17 protein-coding genes are annotated in these 21,792 nt (G+C 70.3%); 11 read left to right on the forward strand and 6 right to left on the reverse strand.

The genetic code is table 11. From position 1 onward, the window contains the following. Nucleotides 1-104 precede the first annotated feature (104 nt). The 3 genes from AB0N78_RS01010 (at nt 105) to AB0N78_RS01020 (ending at nt 3,920) form a co-directional block, all read left to right on the forward strand. A complete protein-coding gene (locus tag AB0N78_RS01010; RefSeq protein ID WP_363384644.1) occupies nt 105-668 on the forward strand; it encodes a TetR family transcriptional regulator in 564 nt (187 codons plus the stop codon). Between the two features lie 81 nt (nt 669-749). After that, complete coding sequence (locus AB0N78_RS01015) at nt 750-2,660, forward strand: cation:proton antiporter (RefSeq protein WP_363384646.1); 1,911 nt, start codon at nt 750-752, stop codon at nt 2,658-2,660. Between the two features lie 60 nt (nt 2,661-2,720). Further along, on the forward strand, nt 2,721-3,920 hold the full coding sequence (locus AB0N78_RS01020; RefSeq protein ID WP_363384649.1) for an amidohydrolase family protein: 1,200 nt from the start codon (nt 2,721-2,723) through the stop codon (nt 3,918-3,920). A 30-nt stretch (nt 3,921-3,950) separates the two neighbouring features. On the opposite strand, the gene AB0N78_RS01025 is transcribed toward AB0N78_RS01020, so the two are convergent. Then, nucleotides 3,951-4,793 carry a dihydrodipicolinate synthase family protein gene (locus AB0N78_RS01025; RefSeq protein WP_363384651.1) on the reverse strand — a complete coding sequence of 281 codons (843 nt, stop codon included), beginning with the start codon at nt 4,791-4,793 and terminating at the stop codon, nt 3,951-3,953. A gap of 87 nt (nt 4,794-4,880) precedes the next feature. On the opposite strand from AB0N78_RS01025, the gene AB0N78_RS01030 reads away from it, so the two are divergent. The 8 genes from AB0N78_RS01030 (at nt 4,881) to AB0N78_RS01065 (ending at nt 13,834) form a co-directional block, all read left to right on the forward strand. Further along, a complete protein-coding gene (locus AB0N78_RS01030) occupies nt 4,881-5,687 on the forward strand; it encodes an ABC transporter ATP-binding protein (RefSeq protein ID WP_363384654.1) in 807 nt (268 codons plus the stop codon). A gap of 71 nt (nt 5,688-5,758) precedes the next feature. Beyond that, a complete protein-coding gene (locus tag AB0N78_RS01035; protein ID WP_363384657.1) occupies nt 5,759-6,757 on the forward strand; it encodes an iron-siderophore ABC transporter substrate-binding protein in 999 nt (332 codons plus the stop codon). Then, complete coding sequence (locus AB0N78_RS01040) at nt 6,754-8,850, forward strand: iron ABC transporter permease (RefSeq protein WP_363384660.1); 2,097 nt, start codon at nt 6,754-6,756, stop codon at nt 8,848-8,850. Before AB0N78_RS01035 ends, AB0N78_RS01040 begins: the two co-directional genes overlap by 4 nt. A gap of 53 nt (nt 8,851-8,903) precedes the next feature. Continuing rightward, the gene (locus tag AB0N78_RS01045) at nt 8,904-9,629 is read left to right on the forward strand and encodes a M15 family metallopeptidase (RefSeq protein WP_363384662.1); all 726 of its coding nucleotides are present in this window, start codon (nt 8,904-8,906) and stop codon (nt 9,627-9,629) included. Nucleotides 9,630-9,652: 23 nt separating this feature from the next. Next, a complete protein-coding gene (locus tag AB0N78_RS01050; RefSeq protein WP_363384664.1) occupies nt 9,653-10,513 on the forward strand; it encodes an aminotransferase class IV in 861 nt (286 codons plus the stop codon). Between the two features lie 98 nt (nt 10,514-10,611). Further along, nucleotides 10,612-12,474 (forward strand): glycosyltransferase, encoded by a 1,863-nt coding sequence (locus AB0N78_RS01055; RefSeq protein WP_363384667.1) that lies wholly within the window; start codon nt 10,612-10,614, stop codon nt 12,472-12,474. Further along, entirely contained in the window at nt 12,413-13,558 is a 1,146-nt protein-coding gene (locus tag AB0N78_RS01060) for a hypothetical protein (RefSeq protein WP_363384670.1), read from the forward strand. Before AB0N78_RS01055 ends, AB0N78_RS01060 begins: the two co-directional genes overlap by 62 nt. Nucleotides 13,559-13,612: 54 nt before the next feature. Further along, a complete protein-coding gene (locus AB0N78_RS01065) occupies nt 13,613-13,834 on the forward strand; it encodes a hypothetical protein (RefSeq protein ID WP_363384673.1) in 222 nt (73 codons plus the stop codon). A 70-nt stretch (nt 13,835-13,904) separates the two neighbouring features. Here the strand turns inward: AB0N78_RS01065 and AB0N78_RS01070 are convergent, their stop codons facing one another. The 5 genes from AB0N78_RS01070 to AB0N78_RS01090 form a co-directional block, all read right to left on the reverse strand. Then, nucleotides 13,905-14,468, reverse strand: coding sequence for a DNA starvation/stationary phase protection protein (locus tag AB0N78_RS01070; RefSeq protein WP_363384676.1), 564 nt, complete (start codon nt 14,466-14,468; stop codon nt 13,905-13,907). Nucleotides 14,469-14,540: 72 nt separating this feature from the next. Beyond that, on the reverse strand, nt 14,541-15,602 hold the full coding sequence (locus AB0N78_RS01075; protein WP_363384679.1) for a glycosyltransferase family A protein: 1,062 nt from the start codon (nt 15,600-15,602) through the stop codon (nt 14,541-14,543). Then, nucleotides 15,599-16,222, reverse strand: coding sequence for a hypothetical protein (locus tag AB0N78_RS01080; protein WP_363384682.1), 624 nt, complete (start codon nt 16,220-16,222; stop codon nt 15,599-15,601). Before AB0N78_RS01080 ends, AB0N78_RS01075 begins: the two co-directional genes overlap by 4 nt. A gap of 12 nt (nt 16,223-16,234) precedes the next feature. Further along, on the reverse strand, nt 16,235-18,634 hold the full coding sequence (locus AB0N78_RS01085; protein ID WP_363384684.1) for a glycoside hydrolase family 3 C-terminal domain-containing protein: 2,400 nt from the start codon (nt 18,632-18,634) through the stop codon (nt 16,235-16,237). Nucleotides 18,635-18,710: 76 nt separating this feature from the next. After that, entirely contained in the window at nt 18,711-21,626 is a 2,916-nt protein-coding gene (locus AB0N78_RS01090) for a glycoside hydrolase family 3 C-terminal domain-containing protein (protein WP_363384687.1), read from the reverse strand. Nucleotides 21,627-21,792: the final 166 nt, after the last annotated feature.

Consider the following 21,792-nt stretch of genomic DNA (forward strand, 5'->3'; position numbering starts at 1 on the left):
GTCGTGGCGGGTGGGCCGCACCCAGCGCCGTGGTGTGCCCACGACTATAGTGACGCGCTGTGCCAAAAAACAGTGCCTCCGGTCACGGACGCGGCCGGCCCACGGTGGTGGACGACACCGCGGTGAGCATCGCGGCGATCCAGCTCTGGACCGCGCAGGGATTCGCCGCCACCGGATGGCGGGAGCTCGCCGACGCCACCGGGATCAGCGTCCGCACGCTGATCCGGCACTACTCCGAGCGCTCCGCGATCTTCTGGTCCGGAGTGCCGTTGGCCGCCGAGCGCCTGCGCACCGCCCTGGCCGCCGCGGACCCGACGGCACCCCTGGCCGATGTGCTCCGCACCGCGGTGCTGGCATCGATGGCACCGCCCACCGGCCGCCTCGGCGCGCAATGGGCACGGCTGATCGAGAGCGAGCCGGAGTTGGCGGCGAGCGCACATCGGGCCTACCGCCCGTGGCGGGACGCGCTGGCCGACTACCTCAGCGACCGCCTGCCGCAGGCACCGCCCAGCATCCCGCTCGCCCTGGCCGCCGCCTATGAGTCGGCGAGCCACACGGCACTGGTGCAGTGGGTGGCCAGTGGCGCCGGTGACGATCCGAGCCGCGCGGTGGACGAGGCGCTGCGTTGGCTCGGGGTGTTCGCCACGGCCCACACAGTCGACACGTAGCCCGCAACTCGGACCCTGAGTGACCGGCGCGACCCGCGACAGGCACCGAGGGGGTGCTGGCCGGGGTCTAGGGTCGCGGACGTGTTGGCCATCGTGGTGATCGTCCTGACTGTGCTGGTGACCGCTGCGGCGGCGGTTCTCGGCCCCCGCTTCGGGCTGCCCGCGCCGCTGATCCTGGTGCTGGTGGGGATCGCGGTGAGCTTCCTGCCGGTGGTGCCGGCGGTGGACATCGAGCCGGAGTGGATCCTGGCCGGGGTGCTGCCACCGCTGTTGTACTCCGCGGCGGTGTCGATGCCGACCATGAGTCTGCGTCGGGACTTCGGTGCGGTCAGTGGGCTGTCGGTGGTGTTGGTCGTCGGGACGTCGCTGGTGCTCGGGCTGTTCTTTGCGTGGGTGGTGCCGGGGATCGACCTGGCCTGGGGTGTGGCGCTGGGCGCGATCATCAGCCCGACGGATGCGGTGGCGACCCGGATCGTGAAGAACGCCGGTGCCTCGCCGCGGGTGGTGGCGCTGTTGGAGGGCGAAGGTCTGCTGAACGACGCCTCGGCGCTGGTGGTGCTGCGGACGGCTATTGCGGCGACGGCGGTGGCGTTCTCCTTCTGGCATGCACTGGGCACGTTCCTGTACGCCGTGGGGGTGGCGGCGCTGATCGGGTGGATCGTCGGGCGGCTCAATGTGCGGATCCGCGCCAGGGTCACGGATGCGACCGTCAACACACTGCTCAGCTTCACCGTGCCGTTCATCGCCTCCATCCCGGCCGAGGAGCTGGGGGCCTCCGGGCTGGTCGCGGCGGTGGTGGCGGGGCTGATCACCGGATGGCGCGGCCCCCGAGTGCTCGCGCCACAGCACCGGCTCTCCGACCAGCAGAACTGGGCCACGGTGGAGCTGGTGTTGGAGGGCGTGGTCTTTCTGACGATGGGGTTGCAGCTGTACGGCCTGGTGGAGGAGGTGCATGCCGACCACCAGGGGATCGGCGTGGCGGTGTTGCTGGCCGTGGCGGCGCTGGCGATCACCGTGCTGGTGCGCGGGGCATTTGTGGTGCCGATGCTGGCGTGGCTGCGACGCAAGGCGGCCCGGGGCGCGGCGGTCGCCCCGCGGTTGACCGCCATTGAGCAGACGTTGGCCGATCCGGAGTGGGCGCAGAAGTTCCTGGTCCGCCAGCGCGAGGCCCGCGAACGTGGAGAGTTCGTCGGTGACCCCAGGGGTGTGGCCGGGCGTGGCCGGTCGGATCTGCCCCGGCTAGGCGGTCCGGCGGTGCGGCGCGAGGTGGTCGAGGCGGAGCGGATGGCGACCGGGAAGGCGGTGACCGAGGGCGCGACCACGGTGCCTGCGGTCGCTGCGGACCGAATCCCCGCACCGCGACCGGTGGGTGGCGGTGCGCACCCCCGTGGTCACCGTTGGAACATGCGCCTGCGGCTGCGCATGATCGCCCGTCGTCGTGGTCGTGCGCGGGTGCCCGCCGACCGCCAGGCCGACCTGAGTCGGTTCAGTACCCGGGTCCGCCGGATGCTGGCGGATATCGACTACTTCCGCCGCTCGCCACTGGGCAAGCGGGAGGGCGTGATCGTGGTGTGGGCGGGGATGCGCGGCGCCGTCACTGTGGCTGCGGCTCAGACCTTGCCCGCGGACACCCCCGACCGGGCACTGTTGGTGGTGATCGCCTTCATCGTGGCGGCGTTCTCCCTGCTGATCCAGGGCGGCAGCATCGGGTGGATGGCCGCCCGGCTGGCACCGGAGCCGGAGGCGGTGGCCCGGCAGGAGGCGGAGGCCGCACAGGAGCACGGGCGGTTGCTGGCACTGCTGGAGGAGGCCTCTGCGGCGGCGGATCAGGAAGCCTCCGGTCAGGCGACCGAGCTGGATCGGTTGGTGGCGCAGCGCACCGCGCTGTTGGACGCCCGGGATGACGGGGCCTTCGACGCGGAGGCGCTCTCCGGTGCGTTGGAGGCCATCGACGCGGAGCAGATCAGTGTGGAGCTGCGCGGCGGAGCCTGACGCGGCTGTGCGGTACAGGCGATTTCACCCGATGGGGTGTTCCGGGTGAGACTGCCGGTCATGAGCATCGATGCCCGTCGTCCGGTCCGCCTGCTGCGTCGCATTCGTCCCTGGGGTGGTCCGCCCGTCGACGTCCTGATCGGGGCGGATGGCCGGATCGAGCAGATCGGGGCGGTGTCGCAGGAGGGCATCGATCCGGCGGCGGTGCTGGACGGTCGCGGACTGCTGGCGCTGCCCGGGATCGTCAACGCTCACGCCCATGTCGACAAGTCGTGGTGGGGGCTGCCGTGGCAGTCTTACGGCGGCGAGGGCGGCACGGACGGTCGGATTCGGCACGAGCGCGCCCGGCGGGACGAGCTGGGCATCCCGGGCGTGCGGCCGACGGCGGCGGTGCTGGCGCAGATGGTTGCGCACGGCACCACCGCGATCCGCAGTCACGTCGACGTGGACCTGGGGGTCGGCCCGCGGGGGATCGAGGCGGTCCGGGAGGCGGCGGCCACCTACGACGGGGCGCTGGACGTGCAGATCGTGGCCTTCCCGCAGGATGGTGTGCTGCGCCGGCCCGGGGTGCTCGATCTGCTGCGTGACGCCGCGCGGGCGGGTGCCGAGCACATCGGCGGGTTGGACCCGGCCGGGATCGACCGTGATCCGGTGGGGCAGATCGACGCGATCCTCGGTCTGGCCGCGGAGGAGGGCGTCGGGGTGGACATCCACCTGCACGACCCGGCCGAGCTGGGCGCGTTCCAGTTCGAGCTGATCGTGGACCGGACGGTGGCGCTGGGCTTGCAGGGTCGGGTGACCATCGCCCACGGCTTCGCCATCGCGCAGCTGCCGGAGGGTCCGCGTCGGGAGCTGCTGGCCCGGATGGGGGAGGCCGGGGTGTCAATGACGACGGTGGCGCCACTGCGTCTGCCGCAGTTGCCGCTGGCGGAGCTGGACGAGGCGGGGGTGCCGGTCGGCTTCGGCACTGATGGCATCCGTGACCTGTGGAGCCCGTACGGGACCGGGGACACGCTGGGCATCGGCTGGCAGTTCGCGCGGTCGTCGTCGCTGGTCCGGGACGAGGATCTGACCCGGGTGGTGCGCGGTCTGACCAGCGCGGGTGCGTGGGCGGTGGGCCGCAGCGCGCAGGAGCACGATCTGGTGGTCGGCGGTCGGGCGGACATCGTGCTGCTGGATGCAGAAAACCCGATGGATGCGCTGGTGCGGACTCCGCCGCGGGAGGTCGTGATCGGCGGCGGGCGGGTGCTGGTGGGCTGAGTCACCCAGAGGCGGAGGCACCCACCGGGGTCAGACCAGTCCGAGTGCCCGCAGGGTCGACTCGATCCGCGCGTCGTCGGGCTCGCGCAACGGGGCAGGCAGGCACGGCTCCTCGACGAGTCCCAGCAGACGGGCCGCCACCGCTGACACCCGCAGCCCACCGTGTCGGGGGATCAGCTCCCACAACGGGTCGAACCGGGCCGCCTGGGCCACCGGGTCGTCCGCCCGGGCGATGTCGAGCATGGCCTCCGGCAGGATCCCGGCGAGGGAGCTGAACCAGAGGTCGCAGCCGGCAGCGAGTCCGGCGGCGCCCGAGCCGTCACCGGAGACACCCACCGCCACGCCACGGGGGAGCAGTGCACGGATCTGAGCCAGATCCTCGGGCACGCCGGGCACCTTGATCGCGGTCACGTTCCCGAGCGCGGCGATCCGGCCGTACAGCTCGGGGGTGAACCGGAACTGGGTGGTGCGCGGGTTGTCGTAGATCACTAGCGGCACATCCAGTCCGGCGAGCACGGTCCGGAACAGCGCGAGCACCTCATCCTCGGTCAGCGGCTGGTAGGCCACCGGGGCGAGCAGCACCGCGTCGACTCCTGCTGTTTGTGCGTCCTCGGCGTAGGTCAGCACGTCGCGGGTGCGTAGGCCGCCGATCCCGGCCATTACCGGGGTGGCGTCGGCGTGCTCGATCACGGTGCGCAGCGCCGTCGAGCGTTCGGTGCGGGACAGCAGCGGGGCCGCGCCGGTGGAGCCGAGTGCCCCGATGGAGTCGACGCCGGCGGCGGTCAGGCGGTCGACGATCCGGGCCAGGGCGGCGGTGTCGACCGCCTCCTCGCGGATCGGGGTCAGCGGGAAGGCGCTCAGGCCGGTGAACATTCGGGCATCATGCCGGAACCGGACAGGCATTGTCTGTAAGGCAAGCCTCAGCTAATCTCTCGCTTCGTGCCCATCCACACTGCCGCGATGGCCGCGCGCGACGTCACCATCGGCTATGGCGGGGATCCCGTCGTCACCGGTGCCAGCGTCGAGGTCGCGGCGGGCCAGGTGACCGCCCTGGTCGGACCGAACGGGTCCGGGAAGTCGACGCTGTTGCGTGGCATGGCCCGGTTGCAGCGGCTCTCCGACGGGGGCATCGAGCTGGGCGAGGCTGATGCCGCGGCGCTGAGCTCCCGGGAGTTCGCTCGTCGGGTGACGTTGCTGTCCCAGTCCCGTCCGACCCCGGCGGGGATCACGGTGCGCGACGCGGTGGAGTTCGGCCGCCACCCGCACCGGCAGGGTTGGCGGGGCAGCGACCCGCAGGGGCACGCCGCAGTGGACCGGGCGCTGGCGCTGGCCGGGATCGCCGACCTCGCGGACGATGACATGGACGCCCTGTCCGGTGGGCAGGTGCAACGGGTGTGGTTCGCCAGTGCGCTCGCCCAGGACACGGGCGTGCTGCTGCTGGACGAACCGACCAACCACCTGGACCTGCGCTATCAGGTCGAGGTGCTGGAACTGGTCCGCGAGCTGGCTGACGTGCACGGCGTCGCGGTCGGTGTGGTGCTGCACGACCTGGAGCAGGCCGCCGCGGTGGCCGACCGGGTGCTGGTGCTGGCCGAGGGCCGAGTCGTCGCCGACGGCAGCCCGGAGCAGGCGTTGACCTCTGCCCTGCTCAGCCGGGTCTACGAGATCGAGATCGAGGCGGGCATCACCCCGTCCGGACATGTGACCGTCCGGGCGCCCCGACTCCAGCTGCGCCGGGTGCGCGCTGCGGAGCACGCCGCGGTCTGAACCCCCTGCACGTTTGTCACGGGCGCGACGCGCGGGCGCCCTCTCACCCCCTGCGCAGACATGAGGAACGAATGAGCACGCGACGTGCGCTGACCGCGGCCCTGGCCGTCGGGACGCTCGCCCTGGTGGCCGCCTGTGGCACCACCGACGCCCCGGCGGACGAATCGACCAGCACCGCGGACGCCTCCGCCGGTCCGGTGTCGATCACCGACGACCGCGGCGAGACCGTGGAGCTGGACTCCCCGGCGGTCAACGTCGTCTCCCTGGAGTGGATGCAGACCGAGATGCTGGCCTCGCTGGGTGTGGACCCGGTGGGTGCGGCCGATGTTGAGGGCTACACCTCCTGGGTGGGCACCGCGGTGCCGCTGAGCAGCGACCCGGAGGACGTCGGCACCCGGGGAGAGCCGTCGGTGGAGGCCATCGCCTCGCTGGAGCCGGACCTGATCGTGGGCGTGACCACCTCCATCCCGGAGGAGGCCATGGAGCAGATCTCCCGGATCGCGCCGGTGGCGTTGTTCGACGGGGCGAGCGCCGATGACCCGATCGGCTATGTCAATGACATGCTGACCTCGATCGGCACCCTGGTCGGCAAGGAGGATGTGGCGGCCGAGGTCATCGCGGACACCACGCAGCGGATCGAGGACAACGCCGCCGCCATCGCCGACGCCGGTCTGACCGATGTCCCGGTGGTCTTCGCCTCGCCCTACGCGGAGGGTGCCAACGTCACCATCCGGATGCACGGTCCGCGCTCGGCGGTCCAGGCCGTCGCCACGGAGATGGGGCTGGGGTCGGCCACTCAGGACCCGGGCGATGATGCCTACGGGCTGTCCTCCATGGATGTCGAGGGGTTGACCGCTCTGCCGGCCGACACCCGGTTTCTGTACTGGGGCAATGACACCGAGGAGGACACGGTGACCACCGTCCTGGCCTCGAACCCAATCTGGCAGTCGCTGCCCTTCGTCCAGGACGGCCACGTGTACCGCGCCGGAGTGGGCATCTGGGCCTACGGCGGTCCGGAGTCGCTGGCCGCGTGGAGCGACGACCTGGTCGCGCAGCTCACCGCCGCATGATCGACGCGCCCCCCGCCGTTCGACCGACGCCGCCGCCGGTCCGCGACCGCCAGACGCTGCGCACCGTGCTGATCGGTGCGCTGCTGGTGGCGTGGCTGGTGGCGGTCGCCGCCGTGCACCTGACCCAGGGCACTGCGGATGTCACCGTCGGCGAACTGTGGGGGGCGCTGACCGGCGGCCCGGCGCTGGACCAGGCCGCTGCTGTGGTGACCGCGTCGCGCATCCCGCGTCTGTTGGCCGGTGTGCTGGTCGGCTGCGCGCTGGGTGCCTCCGGCGCGGCGATGCAGGGGGTGGCGCGCAACCCGCTCGCCTCCCCGGACACCACGGGGGTGAACGCCGGGGCCTACCTGGCGCTGACCGCCGTGGCGGCCTTCGGGGTGAATCTCGGGTCGTTGTCCGGGGTGGCGGTGGCCTTCGTCGGTGGCCTGGTCACTGCCGGGGTGGTGATGGGCCTGTCCGGGGGCGTGGCGTCCTCGCCGGTCCGCCTGGTGCTGGCCGGGACCGCGATCACCCTCGGACTGCATGCGATCACCTCGGCGCTGCTGTTGCTCTTCCCCTGGGAGACCCAGGGACTGTTCGCCTGGGGTGCCGGCTCGCTCGGTCAGAACGGGCTGGACACCGTGCGGGTGATCCTGCCCGTGGTGCTGGTCGGGATGCTGGCGTTGATCTGGACCGGGCGGCGGATCGACCTGTTGCAGCTCGGCGACGACGCCGCGCGCTCGCTCGGGGTGGATGTCGGTCGGACCCGGGTGATCGTGGTGGTGCTCGCGGTGCTGCTGGCCACCTGCGCGGTGGCGACCACCGGCCCGATCGGGTTCGTCGGTCTGTGCGCGCCGCTGCTGATCCGGTTGGCGGCGGGCTGGGTGCGGCCACTGCGCAAGCACCGGCTGATGATCCCGGCTGCGGCGCTGGCCGGAGTGGCGCTGGTGCTGACGGCGGATGTGGCGCTGCGCGCGGTCTTCGGACCGTTGAGCGGCGTGACGGTCCCCACCGGGGTGGTCACCAGCATCCTGGGGGCGATCGCGCTGATCCTGCTGGCCCGTCGTGCCCGGTCGGCGCTGGAGGCGGACACGCTGGCCACACTGCGGGCGGGTGGGCGACTGGCCCGCCGAGCACCGTGGCTGATTCTGGCCGCCGCCGGGGTGCTGTTGGTGGTGGCTGTCGTTGCCGGGGTACTGCTCGGTGACTCGACGGTGCTGCTCGGCGATGTGAGCAACTGGCTGGCCGGGCGCGCCTCGGTCCGGTTGGACATCATCCTGGACTCCCGGGTGCCGCGGGTGGCCGCCGCACTGTTGGCCGGGGCGTGTCTGGCGCTGGCCGGTGCCCTGGTGCAGACCGTGACCCGCAACCCGTTGGCCGACCCCGGGGTGCTCGGTGTGGCGAATGCCGCGGGGTTGGGGGCGGTGGCGGTGATCGTCGCGACCGGTGCCGGGTCCTACGTCACGATCCTGGCGGGGTCCATGGCCGGGGCCCTGGTCGCTGCGTTGATCGTCTTCGGGATGGCCGCCCGGGGTGGGATGGCCTCTGGTCGGATCGTGCTGGTGGGTATCGGCGTGCAGGCGGCGGCCAGTGCCATCACGACGCTGGTGTTGGTGCGCACTGACCCGTGGAACCAGAACCGGGCGATCACCTGGCTCGGTGGGTCGACGTTCGGTGCCGGACCCAAGCAGCTGATCCCGATGGCGATCGCGTTGGTGATCGCGGTGCTGATCGTCGCCCGGACCCACCGGGATCTGGATCTGGTGCAGGTGGACGACACCACGCCACGGGTGCTGGGCGTGGCCCTGGCACGCAGTCGGCGGCTGCACATCGGGGTGGCGGTGCTGCTGACCGCGGCGGCGACCGCAGCGGTCGGACCGATCGCGTTTGTCGGATTGGTCGCCCCGCATGCCGCCCGGATGCTGATCGGCAAGAAGCACCGGTGGCTGCTGCCGATGACCCTGATGCTGGGCGCGCTGCTGGTTTGTGTGGCGGACACCGTGGGGCGTACGGCGATGGCCCCGGCTCAGTTGCCCGCGGGGTTGGTGACCGCGCTGGTCGGCACGCCGTACTTCATCTGGCTGCTGTGGCGGATGCGGGTCCGGCGCGGGTGAAGGTCTCGCGTCGGCTCTGGCCGAGTCGGCGCATGCGGGTCAGACTGGATCCCATGCGTGCCCGGACCCTGGTGAGTGCTGCCCTGCTCGGGCTGCTGCTCAGCCCCGCCATGGCAGCACCCGCGATGGCCGGTCCGTGGCCGGATCCGCGACCGCAGGGAGACCGGTTGGCTGAGGTCCTGCGACCGGGACCGCTGATGATCGACGAGGACCCGGCGTCGCTGGGGGCGGTGGTCAACAAGCAACGACCATTGCCGCTGGACTACGTGCCGGCGGGGTTGGTGCCGGTGGACGGCGGTGTGATCGAGCTGCGCCAGGAGGCGGCGGACGCCCTGGCTTCCCTGCGCGCGGCAGCCGCGGCGGAGGGTGTCACCCCGACACTGATCTCCGGCTACCGCTCGGCGGAGCGGCAGGCCGAGGTGTACGCCTCCTGGGTATCCCAGATGGGCGGGCCGAGCGCGGATGAGGTCTCCGCCCGGCCTGGACACTCCGAGCACCAGACCGGTCTGGCGGTCGACCTGGGCAGCGCGACGCAGCCGCAGTGCGATCTGGAGCAGTGTTACACCCAGACCGTCGAGGGGCAGTGGTTGGCGCAGAACGCCGAGCGCTTCGGATTCGTGATCCGCTACACCGACCAGAACCAGGACCGCACCGGGTACCGCCCGGAGGGCTGGCACCTGCGCTATCTGGGTGAGGACCTGATCCGTCAGCTGCAGGTGCGTGGGGCACAGTCGGTGGAGGAACTGTTCGGACTGCCCGGCGGTGCCGAGTACACCTGAACGTGCGCGGGTAGCGTGCCGCCATGGACGTGAACAGCACGGTGTTCTGGGTCAACGGTGAACTGGTTCCGGCCGAACGGGCCACCACCTCCGCACGTGATCACGGGCTGGTGGTGGGCGACGGGGTGTTCGAGGCGGTGAAGGTGGTGCAGGGCACGCCCTTCGCGCTCGGTCGGCATCTGGATCGGATGACCCGGTCGGCTGCCGGGATGGGGCTGCCCGGATTCGACGCCGAGCGGGTACGGCGGGCCGCAGAGCAGGTGATCGACGCGAACCGTGACCTGTTGGTCAGCGACTACGACCTGCTGCGGATCACCTTCACCGCGGGCCCGGGTGTGCTCGGGTCGGGCCGGATGGCACCGGAGGCCAGCACCCCGACGCTGGTGCTCGGCCTGACCCCCGGGCACGACCCGGACCCCCAGACCGGCATCGTCACGGTGCCCTACCGTCGCAATGAGTTCGGTGCGCTCACCGGGCTGAAGACCACCTCCTACGGGGAGAACGTGTTGGCGTTGGCGGCTGCGCATGCGGTCGGCGCGGGGGAGGCGGTGTTCGCCAACACCCAGGGGCGGCTCTGCGAGGGCACTGGCACCAATGTGTTCGTGGTGCGTGACGGGCAGCTGTGCACCCCGCCGCTGTCGGCCGGTTGCCTGGCCGGGATCACCCGCGCGCTGGTGCTGGAGTGGGTGGGTGCGCAGGAGGTCGACCTGCCCTATGACGTGCTGGACACTGCGGAGGAGCTCTTCCTGACCTCCACGGCCCGGGATGTGCAGCCGGTGGTGGCGGTGGACGGTCGACCGGTGGGGGACGGCACCCCGGGTCCGGTGACTCGGGCGGCTCAGGCGGCGTTCGCGGCCGGACAGGCGCGCTACCCGGAGCCCTGAGCAGCGCTTCCGTGGCGATTCCTCCCGATCCCTGCCTATGGTGCGCTCACCGGTGAGGCAGGAGGGGCAGTGTGGGACGGCACGAGAACGCACCGCGGGTGGGCGATTACCTGACCGAGCGAGGGCTGGTCGACCGACAGGTGCTGGACTCCGCCGCCGAGGTGGCGCGCCGGACCGGCGCGCAGATCGGTGAGGTACTGGTCGCCATCGGGGCCGTCGACTCCGCGACGCTGACCCGGGCACTGGCCGACCTGTGGGACATGCCCTATGTCGAGACCGCCCGGACCGCCACCGCGCTGACCGAGGCCGACCTGGCGGTGGCCGACGTGCAGACGGTGCTCTCCCAGGGCTGGCTCCCGCTGGAGCAACGACCCGACGGCAGCCGGGTGGTGGCGGTGATCGACGAGCCGGATGAGCACCTGTACGACACCGTCCGCGCTGCCCTCGGGGCGGAACCGTTCCTGGTGCTGGCCGACCGGTGGGAGTTCCAGCAGACCGTGCTCGACCTGTACGGCGCGCAGCTGCGCGACCGGGCCAGTCTCGGTCTGTGGGGACGGTCGCCCGCGCAGTCGGCCCGCACGGTGCTGGTGCCCTGGCAACGGGTGGTGGTGATCGTGGCGCTGGTGGCGGTGGCCCTCGCGGTCTGGGCTAGTCCGCGAGCAATGGTGGTGGCGCTGTCGGTGCTGGTCGGCGTGGCGTTCCTGATCGGCACGGGCTTCAAGTTCTGGGCGTCAATCAGCGGTGCTCGGATGGAACGGGTGGCGCGAGCCGACCCGGACGCTCTGGCCGTGCTCCGCGAGGACGAGCTGCCGCGCTACACGGTGCTGGTCCCGGTGTACAAGGAGGCGAATATCGTCGCCAACCTGATCGAGAACCTCGGGGCACTGGACTACCCCGCGCACAAGCTCGAGGTGCTGATCCTGGTGGAGGAGGACGACACCGAGACCCGGGCCGCAGCCGAGGCCGCACATCCGCCGAGCCACTTTCGGTTCATCACCGTGCCCGCCGGTGCCCCCCAGACCAAACCGAAGGCCTGCAATGTCGGGCTGGAGTTCGCCACGGGCGAGCTGCTGGTGATCTACGACGCGGAGGACAAACCGGAGCCGGACCAGCTGAAGAAGGCCGTGCTGGCATTCCGCGAGGCGGGGGAGGAACTGGTCTGCGTCCAGGCGGCGCTGAACTACTTCAACGCCGAGGAGAACCCGCTGACCCGGATGTTCACCCTGGAATACAGCTTCTGGTTCGACTACATGCTGCCCGGGTTGGAGTACAACCGATTGGCGATCCCGCTGGGCGGTACCTCCAACCACTTTCGGGTCTCCGGCCTGCGACGGTTGGGCGGCTGGGACCCGTTCAACGTGACCGAGGACGCGGATCTGGGTATCCGTGCGTCGGCAGAGGGACTGCGGGTCGGGGTGATCGATTCCACCACCTACGAGGAGGCCAACACCTCGTACCCGAACTTTGTGCGACAGCGCTCCCGGTGGATCAAGGGCTACATGCAGACCACCCTGGTGCACCTGCGTCAACCGCTGCGTCTGGTCCGGGTGGCCGGCGCACGGCAGACCCTGTCCTTCTTGGCGCTGGTAGGCGGCACCCCGGCGACGTTCCTCGCGGTGCCGGTGCTCTATGTGGTGTTCCTGGCCTCGCTGCTGCTCGACCCCGATCAGCTGGACTTCCTGTTCCCGGGCTGGGCGCTGTGGCTGTCGCTGTTCAACCTGGGCGTCGGGTCGGCGCTGATGATCTACGTGTCGATGATGGGTGCGTTCAAACGCCGACGCTACGGCCTGGTCCTGTGGGGGCTGGCCAACCCGCTCTACTGGCTGCTGCACTCGATCGCCGCCTACAAGGCGCTGTGGCAGTTGATCACCAAGCCGCACTACTGGGAGAAGACCGCCCATGGCCTCACCGCCCATCCCCTCGACACGGTCCCGGGACAGCCAGCGGCGGTTGGCGGCTGACACCTGGCCGATCCGGACCTCCGAACGGTGGCTGCTGCGCCTGACACTGGCCTTCCCCTTTGTCTTGGTGGCGCTCGTAAGCGGCAGCGGGTACGTGCCCGGGCCGAACCGCGCCCTGGCGGCTCGCGGGGACCTGATCGAGTGGGGTGACACCGGTCTGGGCTGGATGGCCCAAGTGTTCCCGCCGCTGTCCGCCGCGCTCTCCGCGGTGGTCGGTGGCAGCGACCTGGCGTTGAACCTGGTCGCGGCGGTGGTGCTGGGCTTCGTGCTGCAACGGCTGGCCGGGGTGCTGGCCCGGCGCGGGGTGGGGCTGTGGGCAACGGCAGCCGTGCTCGGCACTCTGGTCTTCACCCCACCGCTGTACTTCTTGGCGGCCTCCGACCTGCAATCGCTGCTCGGATTGGCGCTGGTGGTGATCGCACTGGACGGGATCGCGTCCTTTGTCGAGGAGCAGAACACCGAGGCGGGCTTCCGGGCCGGGATCGCCCTCGGGGTGGCGGTGATGGTTGACCCGGGCGCGTGGTTCTACGCCATCGTGCTGGGCATCGCGGCACCGTTCTTCGCCCGTCGAGCCGGACGGAAGGGGCGCGGGTCGAACCGCGCTACCGTCGCAGTCCTGCTGTTCCCTGCCATCGGGGCAGTGGCGTTCTGGCTCTACGCCTCCTGGTGGTTCTCCCGCGACCCGTGGGGAGGGCTGGAGGCCAGCGCGGTGCAGGGCTGGTTCCCGATCTCCGCGGGGACGGCCGCGGGGCTGATCGCGCAGGGGATCATCGCGGTGCCGCTGTTCGTGGTCGCCACCGGCTTTCGGCTGGTGCGGGACCGGTGGTCGCTGATCGCGCCGCTGATCGCCATCATCGGCCTGTACCTGTCGCTGTGGGCCGGGCTGCGGCAGGCCGGTGGGCAGACCTACGTGCTGCTGACCGCGATGTATGTGCTGCTGCTGGTCGCTCGACGCCCGAATCGGGTGCGGCGGCGGGTCATCCTGCTGACCGCGTTGGTCCAGATCGCTCTCGGATGGACGCTGGTGCTGATCAGCCCGGACTCGCCGATCACGGTCTGGCTGTCCACCGTCACCGGGCTCTGAGCGGATCTCGCGGCTGGGGTGGTCCGGCGACGCCTGGCGCGGTAGAACCGAGGCATGAGCACCCGTCGCCGCGATCTGACCGCTGACCTGACCTCCGACCCGGCCGCCGAGCACCTGGCTGACCCGCGCCTGTCCGAGGCGGAGCTGCGGACCCGGGATGCGCGCAGCGGGGGCGACCCGCACCGGGGCCCGCGCTCACTCCAGGACAGCGAGCTGCTGCCGGATGACGAGGAGATCGCCGCCTCGGACGACTGGGACCAGCCCGACCGCCTCTGAACATCGGCCGGAGCTGACATGACGCGGCCCCCGGGAACCGATATTCCCGGGGGCCGCGTGCTGCGTCGACTCAGGCCTGGCTTCCCGCTGCGGCCGCAGCACCCTGCTCCGTGGTCTGGCCACCGGTGCTCAGCGAGCCACCGGCGGACTCCAGGTGTGCCCGGACGAACCAGTGGAACAGCTCCAGCTCATGGAGATGTCCGACGAGGAGGTCGTTGGTGACCGTGTCCAGCTCCTCGGTCTCCTCGGCGGCCTTGCGGTGGTCGCTGATCACGCCGACGTAGACCTCGTTCAGCGCACCCAGATGCTCGATGGCACCGGCGCGGCCAATGGAGTAGTCGTCCCAGCTGCGGGCCTCGACCAGTGCGCCGGGGGTGCCCATCGGGGCGACGCCGAGGGTGGCGATCCGCTCGGCGATGGCGTCGACCATCTCTCGGACCTGGTCCACCTGCGGGTCGATCATCTCGTGCACCGCGATGAAGTGCGGGCCGGTGACGTTCCAGTGGATGTGCTTGAGGGTGAGCTGCAGGTCGTTCAGCGCGTGCAGGCGCTGCTGCAGGATGGCGGCCACCGTGGCGCCGTCCTCGACGGTCAGCGACGGGACGGTGTACTTCGGAAGCTCACTGCGGGCCATGGTCATCCTCCTGGGGTCTGGGATGGGTTCACGACCACCGTGCCGCTCCTGGTCAGCGCCCGCAACCGCAGGTCAGTTGAACCCGATCACCCCGCGGGCGGCCCGGTAGGCCAGTAGGGAGAGTCGACGCCCGAGCGCGCCGGGCAGGGTGGCGATCAGTCCGATCGCACTGAACCGGACCCGGCGGTACAGCAGTCGGTCCTCCGCCCGCAGGTGTGCCCACAACCGGTCGCGGGCGGCCAACGCCTCGGGGGTACCGGCGCTCAGCGCGATGATCGAGGACACCACGCAGATCGCCCGGAAGTACTGCACCAGGTGTCGGCGCAGACGCGGGTCCACCTGGGTCAGATCGGCCTGAGTGAGCTGGTCCTGCAACAACCGGTTGACCCGCAGCTGCTGGTCCAGGCGCCGCACCATCACCGACTCCTGCACCGACTGCCCGGGCCGCCCGATGTAGTACCGGTACAGGTCAACATCCAGGTAGTAGGCGCTGCGCACCCGGGCCAGCGGCACGCAGGCGTACAGGCTGTCCACATAGAAGGTGTGCTCCGGCAGTCGCAGCTCCACCTCGCGCAGCAGTGCGGTCCGGTAGATCAGGGCGTGCATCATCAGGTACTGCCGGGACCGCATCCGCCCGGTCTGACGCCAGACGAACACCCGGTCGCGCGGCAGCACATTGCCGTAGCGGATCACGTGCTTGCGCCGCTTACCGGCCTTCTCGTAGACGAAGTTCGCCACCAGGAGGTCAACGCCGTCATTGCGGTCCAGGGTGTCGAGCACCCGGGCAAAAGCGTCCCGGTCCAGCCAGTCGTCGGCATCGACCACTTTGAGGTAGCGCCCGGTGGCGTGGGCCAGGCCGGTGTTGATCGCCGCCCCGTGCCCCCCGTTCGGTTGCCGGATCAGGCGGATCTGACCCCGGTCGACGTAGCGCTGTGCCACTGCGGCGGTGTCATCGGTGGAGCCGTCGTCCACCACCAGGATCTCCACCGCCGGTCCCTGACCGAGCAGGGAATCCAGTGCTCGGTCCAGGTACGCGGCGGCGTTGTACGCGGGCACCACCACCGTGAGGATCGGGTGTGCGGTCCGGCGGACGGTGGGAACGACGCGCAGACGACTGACGACAGGCGTGCTCATGCGTCGACCGGCTCCCGGGACTCGTCGGCCCGAGGCTCGGGCTCCTGCTTGAAGATCACCTTGAAGATCGGGAAGAAGACCCAGAACGATATCGCCGAGTTGATGATCATCGTCACAACGTCCGCGAGGGTCTCCCCGGTGGAGCCCATGCCCCAGCCGTCGATGAACAGGTCGTAGATCGGGGTCTTGTACAGCCCCTGAGCGGCGGCGGCGATCAGCGTGATGATCACGTAGGCGATGGCGTACCAGCACGCGGCCTTGCCCACCGAGGAGTTCGACTTGAACGTGATGTTGCGCTGGGCGAAGAAGTTGATCACCTGCGCGATCAGCAACGTGATCTGCACCGCGAGGAAGTACGCCAGTCCGCCACCGCCCTGCGGCAGCGCTCCAGCGGCGTAGTCGAAGATGAAGTACTGCGAGCCATCCGGGTTAGAGCCGATCGGCCAGATCTGGAATGCGGTGTCGACCAGGCCGGTCATCCCGAACAGCCACTTGATCAGCGGCATCAGGGCGAGCTGGAGCACGGTGATGCCGTTGCTGAGCAGGAAGAACACCAGGAACTGCGCGATGCCAGGACGGTTCGCGGCGAAGCGGCGCCAGGCGGCGGTGAGGCGGGACATGCGAAGCCTTTCTTACAGCTGCGCGGCGGTGCGCCGGTTGGCCCGCCAGTTGTGGACGAAGGCGGCCACGGTGCGGCCCGCCCCACGGAAGAAGTGCCCGTTGACGATCAGCACCAGACCGTCGATGCAGGCCAGATCGACCATGCCGTTGGTCATCTTGGCGATGGCGCGCAACGGCATGTTCTGCAGGAACAGCAGGTTGAGGTCCGGCTTGCCCTTGGCCTGCGAGCGGCGGATCAGCCGGTCGAGGACCCGGGCAACCAGCCGGGCCAGCGGGGAGCGCGCATCGGCCAACCGGCCCAGTGCGTCGTTGCGGCCCAGCGGGCCGGACCAGTGCGGGTCGGGCACCGGATGGCCGAGCAGGCGGGCGAACTCCTCGTCGCCGATGTCAGTGACCCACCCTCGACGGTAGGAGTCCAGACCGGTCTCCGGCTGCGGGTCGACGGTGCCGGAGACCGACACGGTGACCGTCTGCCCCGGGTCGGAGGCGTGATCGGCGACGGTGAGCAGGTAGTCGGCGGTCTCCACCTGCCAGGACCCTGCCCAGTGCCGGAAGGCGGTCCGGTCCAGCGGCACCGTGACCGTCGCCGACTCGCCTGCCGTCAACTGCACCCGGGTGAACCCGGCGAGAACGCGGGCCGGCCGGTGCACGCCGTCGCCGATCCGGGTGGCGTAGACCTGGACCACATCCGCTCCGGCCCGCTCGCCGACGTTCCGCACCGTGACCGTCAGACTGCCGCCGGTGCCGTCCGCACCCGGCGGGACCGCAGTGATCGCCGAGCGCTCGAACCGGGTGTACCCCAGTCCGTAGCCGAAGGGGAAGGACACCGGTACTCCCGTGGTGGTGAAGTACCGGTATCCCACGTACAACCCCTCGCGGTACTCCGCGCTGCGCTCCCGCCCGGGGAAGTACCGGTGGGCGGGGGAGTCGGTGAGTTGCACAGGGACCGTCTCGGCCAACCGTGCGGTGGGCTCGGCGGCACCGGTGAGCAGATCCACCAGTCCGCGGGCTCCGGCCTGCCCGGACAGGTATCCGTGCAGGAGCGCTTGGGCGTCGGCGATCCAGTCGGCGACCTCGACCGCGCCACCAGCGCTGAGCACGACAACGGTGCGCGGGTTGACCGCCGCCACCGCGTGCAGGAGAGCGAGTTGGCTGTCGGCCAGGCGGAGGTGGTCACGGTCCAATCCCTCGGACTCGGCCACCTCGTCCAAGCCCAGGAAGCACAGCGCCACCTCAGACTCGCGGGCGGCCTGCACCGCCTCGGCGACCAGCTGCGGATCGGCCGCACCGCCGCGACGGAAGCCCTGAGCGAAGCGCACCAGCTCCAACCCGGAGTCCCCGATGGTGTCGAGCACCGAGTCCAGCCGGGTGGGGTTCACCGTGGACGACCCCGCGCCCTGGTAGCGGGGGGTGCGGGCGAAGTCGCCGATCACTGCCACGCGGGTGCCCGGTGCCAATGGCAGCAGGTCGTCGTCGTTCTTCAGCAACACGGCGGACCGGGCCGCGGCCTCGCGGGCCAAGGCGTGATGCGCGTCCTGGTCGACAGCCGGGCCGGTGTCGGTGCGAGCTTCGGCAACCAGGCGGAGCACCTCGGCGACGCGGGCATCCACCTCGGCCTCGGTGAGTCGACCGGTGTGCACCGCCGCCACGATCTGCCGGGCGGAGTCGAGTCCAGCGGCGGGCATCTCCAGCGTGCCACCGGTGCGGACCGCCTCCACGATGTCGTCCGAGCCGCCCCAGTCGGAGATCACCGCGCCGTCGAATCCCCACTCCTCTCGCAGCACCTCGGTGAGCAGGAACGCGTTCTGGTGGGCGTAGACGCCGTTGACCCGGTTGTAGCTCGACATCACGGTGCGGGGGGCGGCGGTGCGGACCACGTGCTCGAATCCGGACAGGTAGAGCTCGCGCAGCGTGCGCTCGTCCAGCACGGAGTCCGACACCATCCGGCGCAGCTCCTGGCTGTTGGCCGCGAAGTGCTTGGGGCAGGCCGCGACGCCCTGGGACTGGATTCCGCGCACGTAGCCCGCGGCCATCGACCCGGACAGCAGCGGGTCCTCGGAGACGTACTCGAAGTTGCGTCCGCCCAGGGGGCTGCGCTTGATGTTCAGGCCGGGGCCGAGGATCACGTCCACGTCGAGTGCGGCGGCCTCGGCACCGATGGCGGCACCGATCCGCTCGGCCAGCTCGGGGTCCCAGGAGTTGGCCACCGCGGCGGCGGTGGGGAAGCAGGTGGCGGGTTCGGAGGCGTTCAGACCCAGATGGTCCGATGCACCGGATTGCTTGCGCACGCCGTGCGGACCGTCGGCCAGGAACAGCGAGCGCACGCCCAGCCGGGGGATGTCCCGGGTCTCCCAGACCGTCTTGCCGGTGAGCAGGGCGGCCTTCTCGAGCAGGGTGAGGTGATCGATCATGCGAGGTGCCTTCGTGCCGGAATGGCCCCCGGCCGGTCGGGTGTGCCGACCGGCCGGGGGAGAGGGTCAGCTGGTGTCAGCTCTGGTCGTCGGCCACGGTCGGTGCGGTGGCGTCGACCTCCTGCGTCGCACCCGCGTGACGACGCACTCGGCGCGTGACGCCCCAGGCACCCAGCAGCAGACCGATGCCCAGCACCGAGCTGATCGCGATCTGCCAGTACCGCCAGGCCGGCGGGGTGTAGCTCAGCTCAGCCCCGGTGGCCACGCCGTTCATGGCGTTGGAGTTGGCCACGGCGAACAGGATGTTGTGCGCCGAGTTGCGGATGTTGTGCACCGCTTGCGGCGAGCTGGTGTCCGCGAAGGACTTCATCGGCTGGAAGGTCAGCATCAGGTCCGTACCGGCCATCACCGCCTGGTCCGGGTACATGTAGTCGTACAGGTTGAAGTCGGTGATCGCGATGCCCTGGAATCCCCACTCCTCGCGGAGCACCGTGGTCATCAGCGGCCGGGAACCACCGGCCCAGGTGTCACCGATCCGGTTGAAGGAGCTCATCACCGCAGTGGCGCCGATCTGCCGGGTCGACACCGTGCCCTGGTCGTCGGAGATGTAGCTCAGCTCCGCCGAGACGTTCTTGATCGGCAGCTCGAACGCCTTGAGGTAGATCTCACGGATCGTCTGCTCATCCGCCCAGGTGGCGATGCCGTTGTTGACCCGGTTGGTCTCCTGGTCGTTCAGCGCGAAGTGCTTGAGGTAGGCGTACAGCCCCTTGGTCGCCGCACCGTTCATCACGTGAGTGGCCAGGTGACCGGAGAGCACCGGGTCCTCCGAGTAGTACTCGAAGTTCCGGCCCGCGAACGGCGAACGGTGCAGGTTCACCGCGGGGGCGTACCAGCCGTTGGCGTCCAGGGTCAGGCCCTCGTTGCCGATGGACACGCCCATCGCCTCGGCCAGCTCGACATTCCAGGTCTGGCCCAGCAGCACCTCGGAGGGGTAGGCCACTCCGGAGATCGCATTGTTGATGAACGAGCTGAACCCGGCCGGGCCGTCGAAGTCTCCGGTGACCTCCTTGACGATCGAGTTGATCGCCCCGGTGTTGTAGGCACCGTTCAGCATCACCGAGGTCATCTCGTTCACGGTGAGCTGGTCGAGCAGCGCGTCCCACTGCGGGTCGTCGTAGTCCAGCCCGCGCATGTCGATCAGGGTGAGGTCACCCTCGGCCCCGGTGGTCGGCATCTCGGCATCCGATTCGGCGGCCGCGGCCTTGTGGTCGTAGGCACCGAAGGCGGCGACGGTCTCCTCCGAGGCGACCTTGTCCGCGTCGGTGGGGGCGGTCGGGAAGGTCCCGGCGAAGTCGGCCCGGCTCATGGTGTGCGGGTGGCCCTCGGCCCCGGTGAAGGCCGCGGTCACGTCATCGAACTGGTTGGTGACGGCCGTCTGGTCCGACTCGCGGTGGTTCTCACCGGAGAAGGTGACCGTCTCGTCCACGGTGTAGGTCAGCGCGTCGGCGACCACGGTGTGCGAGTCCGAGCGCAGGGTCAGCCGGTAGTCGCCGGCGTCCAGCACGTAGGCCTTCGCGGCGTCCTGGTCGTAGGAGGCCATGTCCTCCACCGCCAGGTCCAGGGTGAGGGCCTGCGACTCGCCCGGCTCCAGCAGATCGGTCTTGCCGAAGGCACCGAGCACCACCGAAGACTTCTCGATGCCGCCCGGGATGTACGGCGCGGAGTAGTAGAGCTCCACCACATCCTTGCCCGCCACGTCACCGGTGTTGGTGACCTGCACCTGGGTGGTGATCGTGCCGTCGGCCTCGGTGGAGTCCAGCACGGTCCACTCGAAGTCGGTGTAGCTCAGGCCGTAGCCGAAGGGGTACACCACGGCCTGGTCGTAGTCGAGGTAGCCCTCCTCGGCGGCAGTCTCGTAGTACCGGTAGCCGACGTAGATGCCCTCCTCGTACTGGACGAAGTAGCCGTTGCCGTCCAGACCCATGCTCGCGTCGGAGGACAGGCCGTTGACATTGGAGTACTGGTAGGAGCCGAAGTTCGCGAATGTCGGGTCCTGGGTGAAGTCCGCGGCGTAGATGTCCACGGTGCGGCCGGAGGGGTTGACCTCACCGGTGAGCACCTGACCCAGGGCGGCGAATCCGCTCTGGCCGGGGGAACCGACCTGCAGGACCGCGTCGACCCCGGCATTCTCCTGGACCAGACCCAACTCCATGCTGGTCGAGGCATTCACGACCACCACCACGGTGTCGAAGTGCTCGGTGGCCAGCGCGATGGTGTCCTGCTCGTCCTTGTTCAGCTCCAGTTGGTGCTGACCGGGGGTGTAGTGGTCATCCCAGCCCTCCATGCTGGTGGCCAGGTCACCACCCTCACCACCGGCGCGGCCGATCACGACCACGGCGGCGTCGCTGTAGTCCGCGAAGGAGGCGACGGCCTCCTCGGAGTAGTCGGCGGCCGGCATCTCGCCGATGTCGTAGACGGAGTCGTCAGGCAGGTCCATCACGATGTTGGTGCGCGGAGCGTCCTTCGCGAAGTCACTCAGCTCGGTGTAGACCGTGTCGTTCACCTCGATGCCGGACTCCTCCAGACCCGCGCGCACGTCGACGGCGCTGCTGGTGTCGGTGGAGCCGGAGCCGGAGCCGCCGTAGATCGGGTCCGCGGCGGCACGGCCGAGCAGGGTGACCTTGAGGTCGTCGTCGCCCAGCGGGAGTGCGTCGCCCTCGTTCTTCATCAGGACGATGCCCTCCGCGGCGATATCACGCACCACCTGGTCGGCCGCGTCGGCGGCTTCCTCGGCGGTGGCGTAGTCGGCCTCGTAGTACTGGGTGTCCCAGTCCTCGGTGCCCTCGGCGTTGGTGATCGTGTAGGTGCCGGTGCCCAGCTGGGTGCTGACCCAGTTGGAGAAGATGCCCAGGGCGATATTCGCCCCGACCACCAGGACCAGGACGACACTGAGCACCGGGACCCAGATCGCCAGGTACTTCTTGTTGCTCATCGGCTTCCTTGCCGGTCTGCTCACGACTCTCCTTCGAGTGGGCGCGCACGGCTGGAGTCGCCGGCGACGTCGGTCAGCGCACCGCCCCGCGGGACGGCTCGGGCCACAGCACAGCGGAACGTGCCACCGGGCAGGTCGCTCGACGCACGATCTGTCGGTTCGGCGG

The sequence above is a fragment of the Cellulomonas sp. NPDC089187 genome, assembly GCF_040685135.1.
Taxonomy (GTDB): domain Bacteria; phylum Actinomycetota; class Actinomycetes; order Actinomycetales; family Cellulomonadaceae; genus Cellulomonas.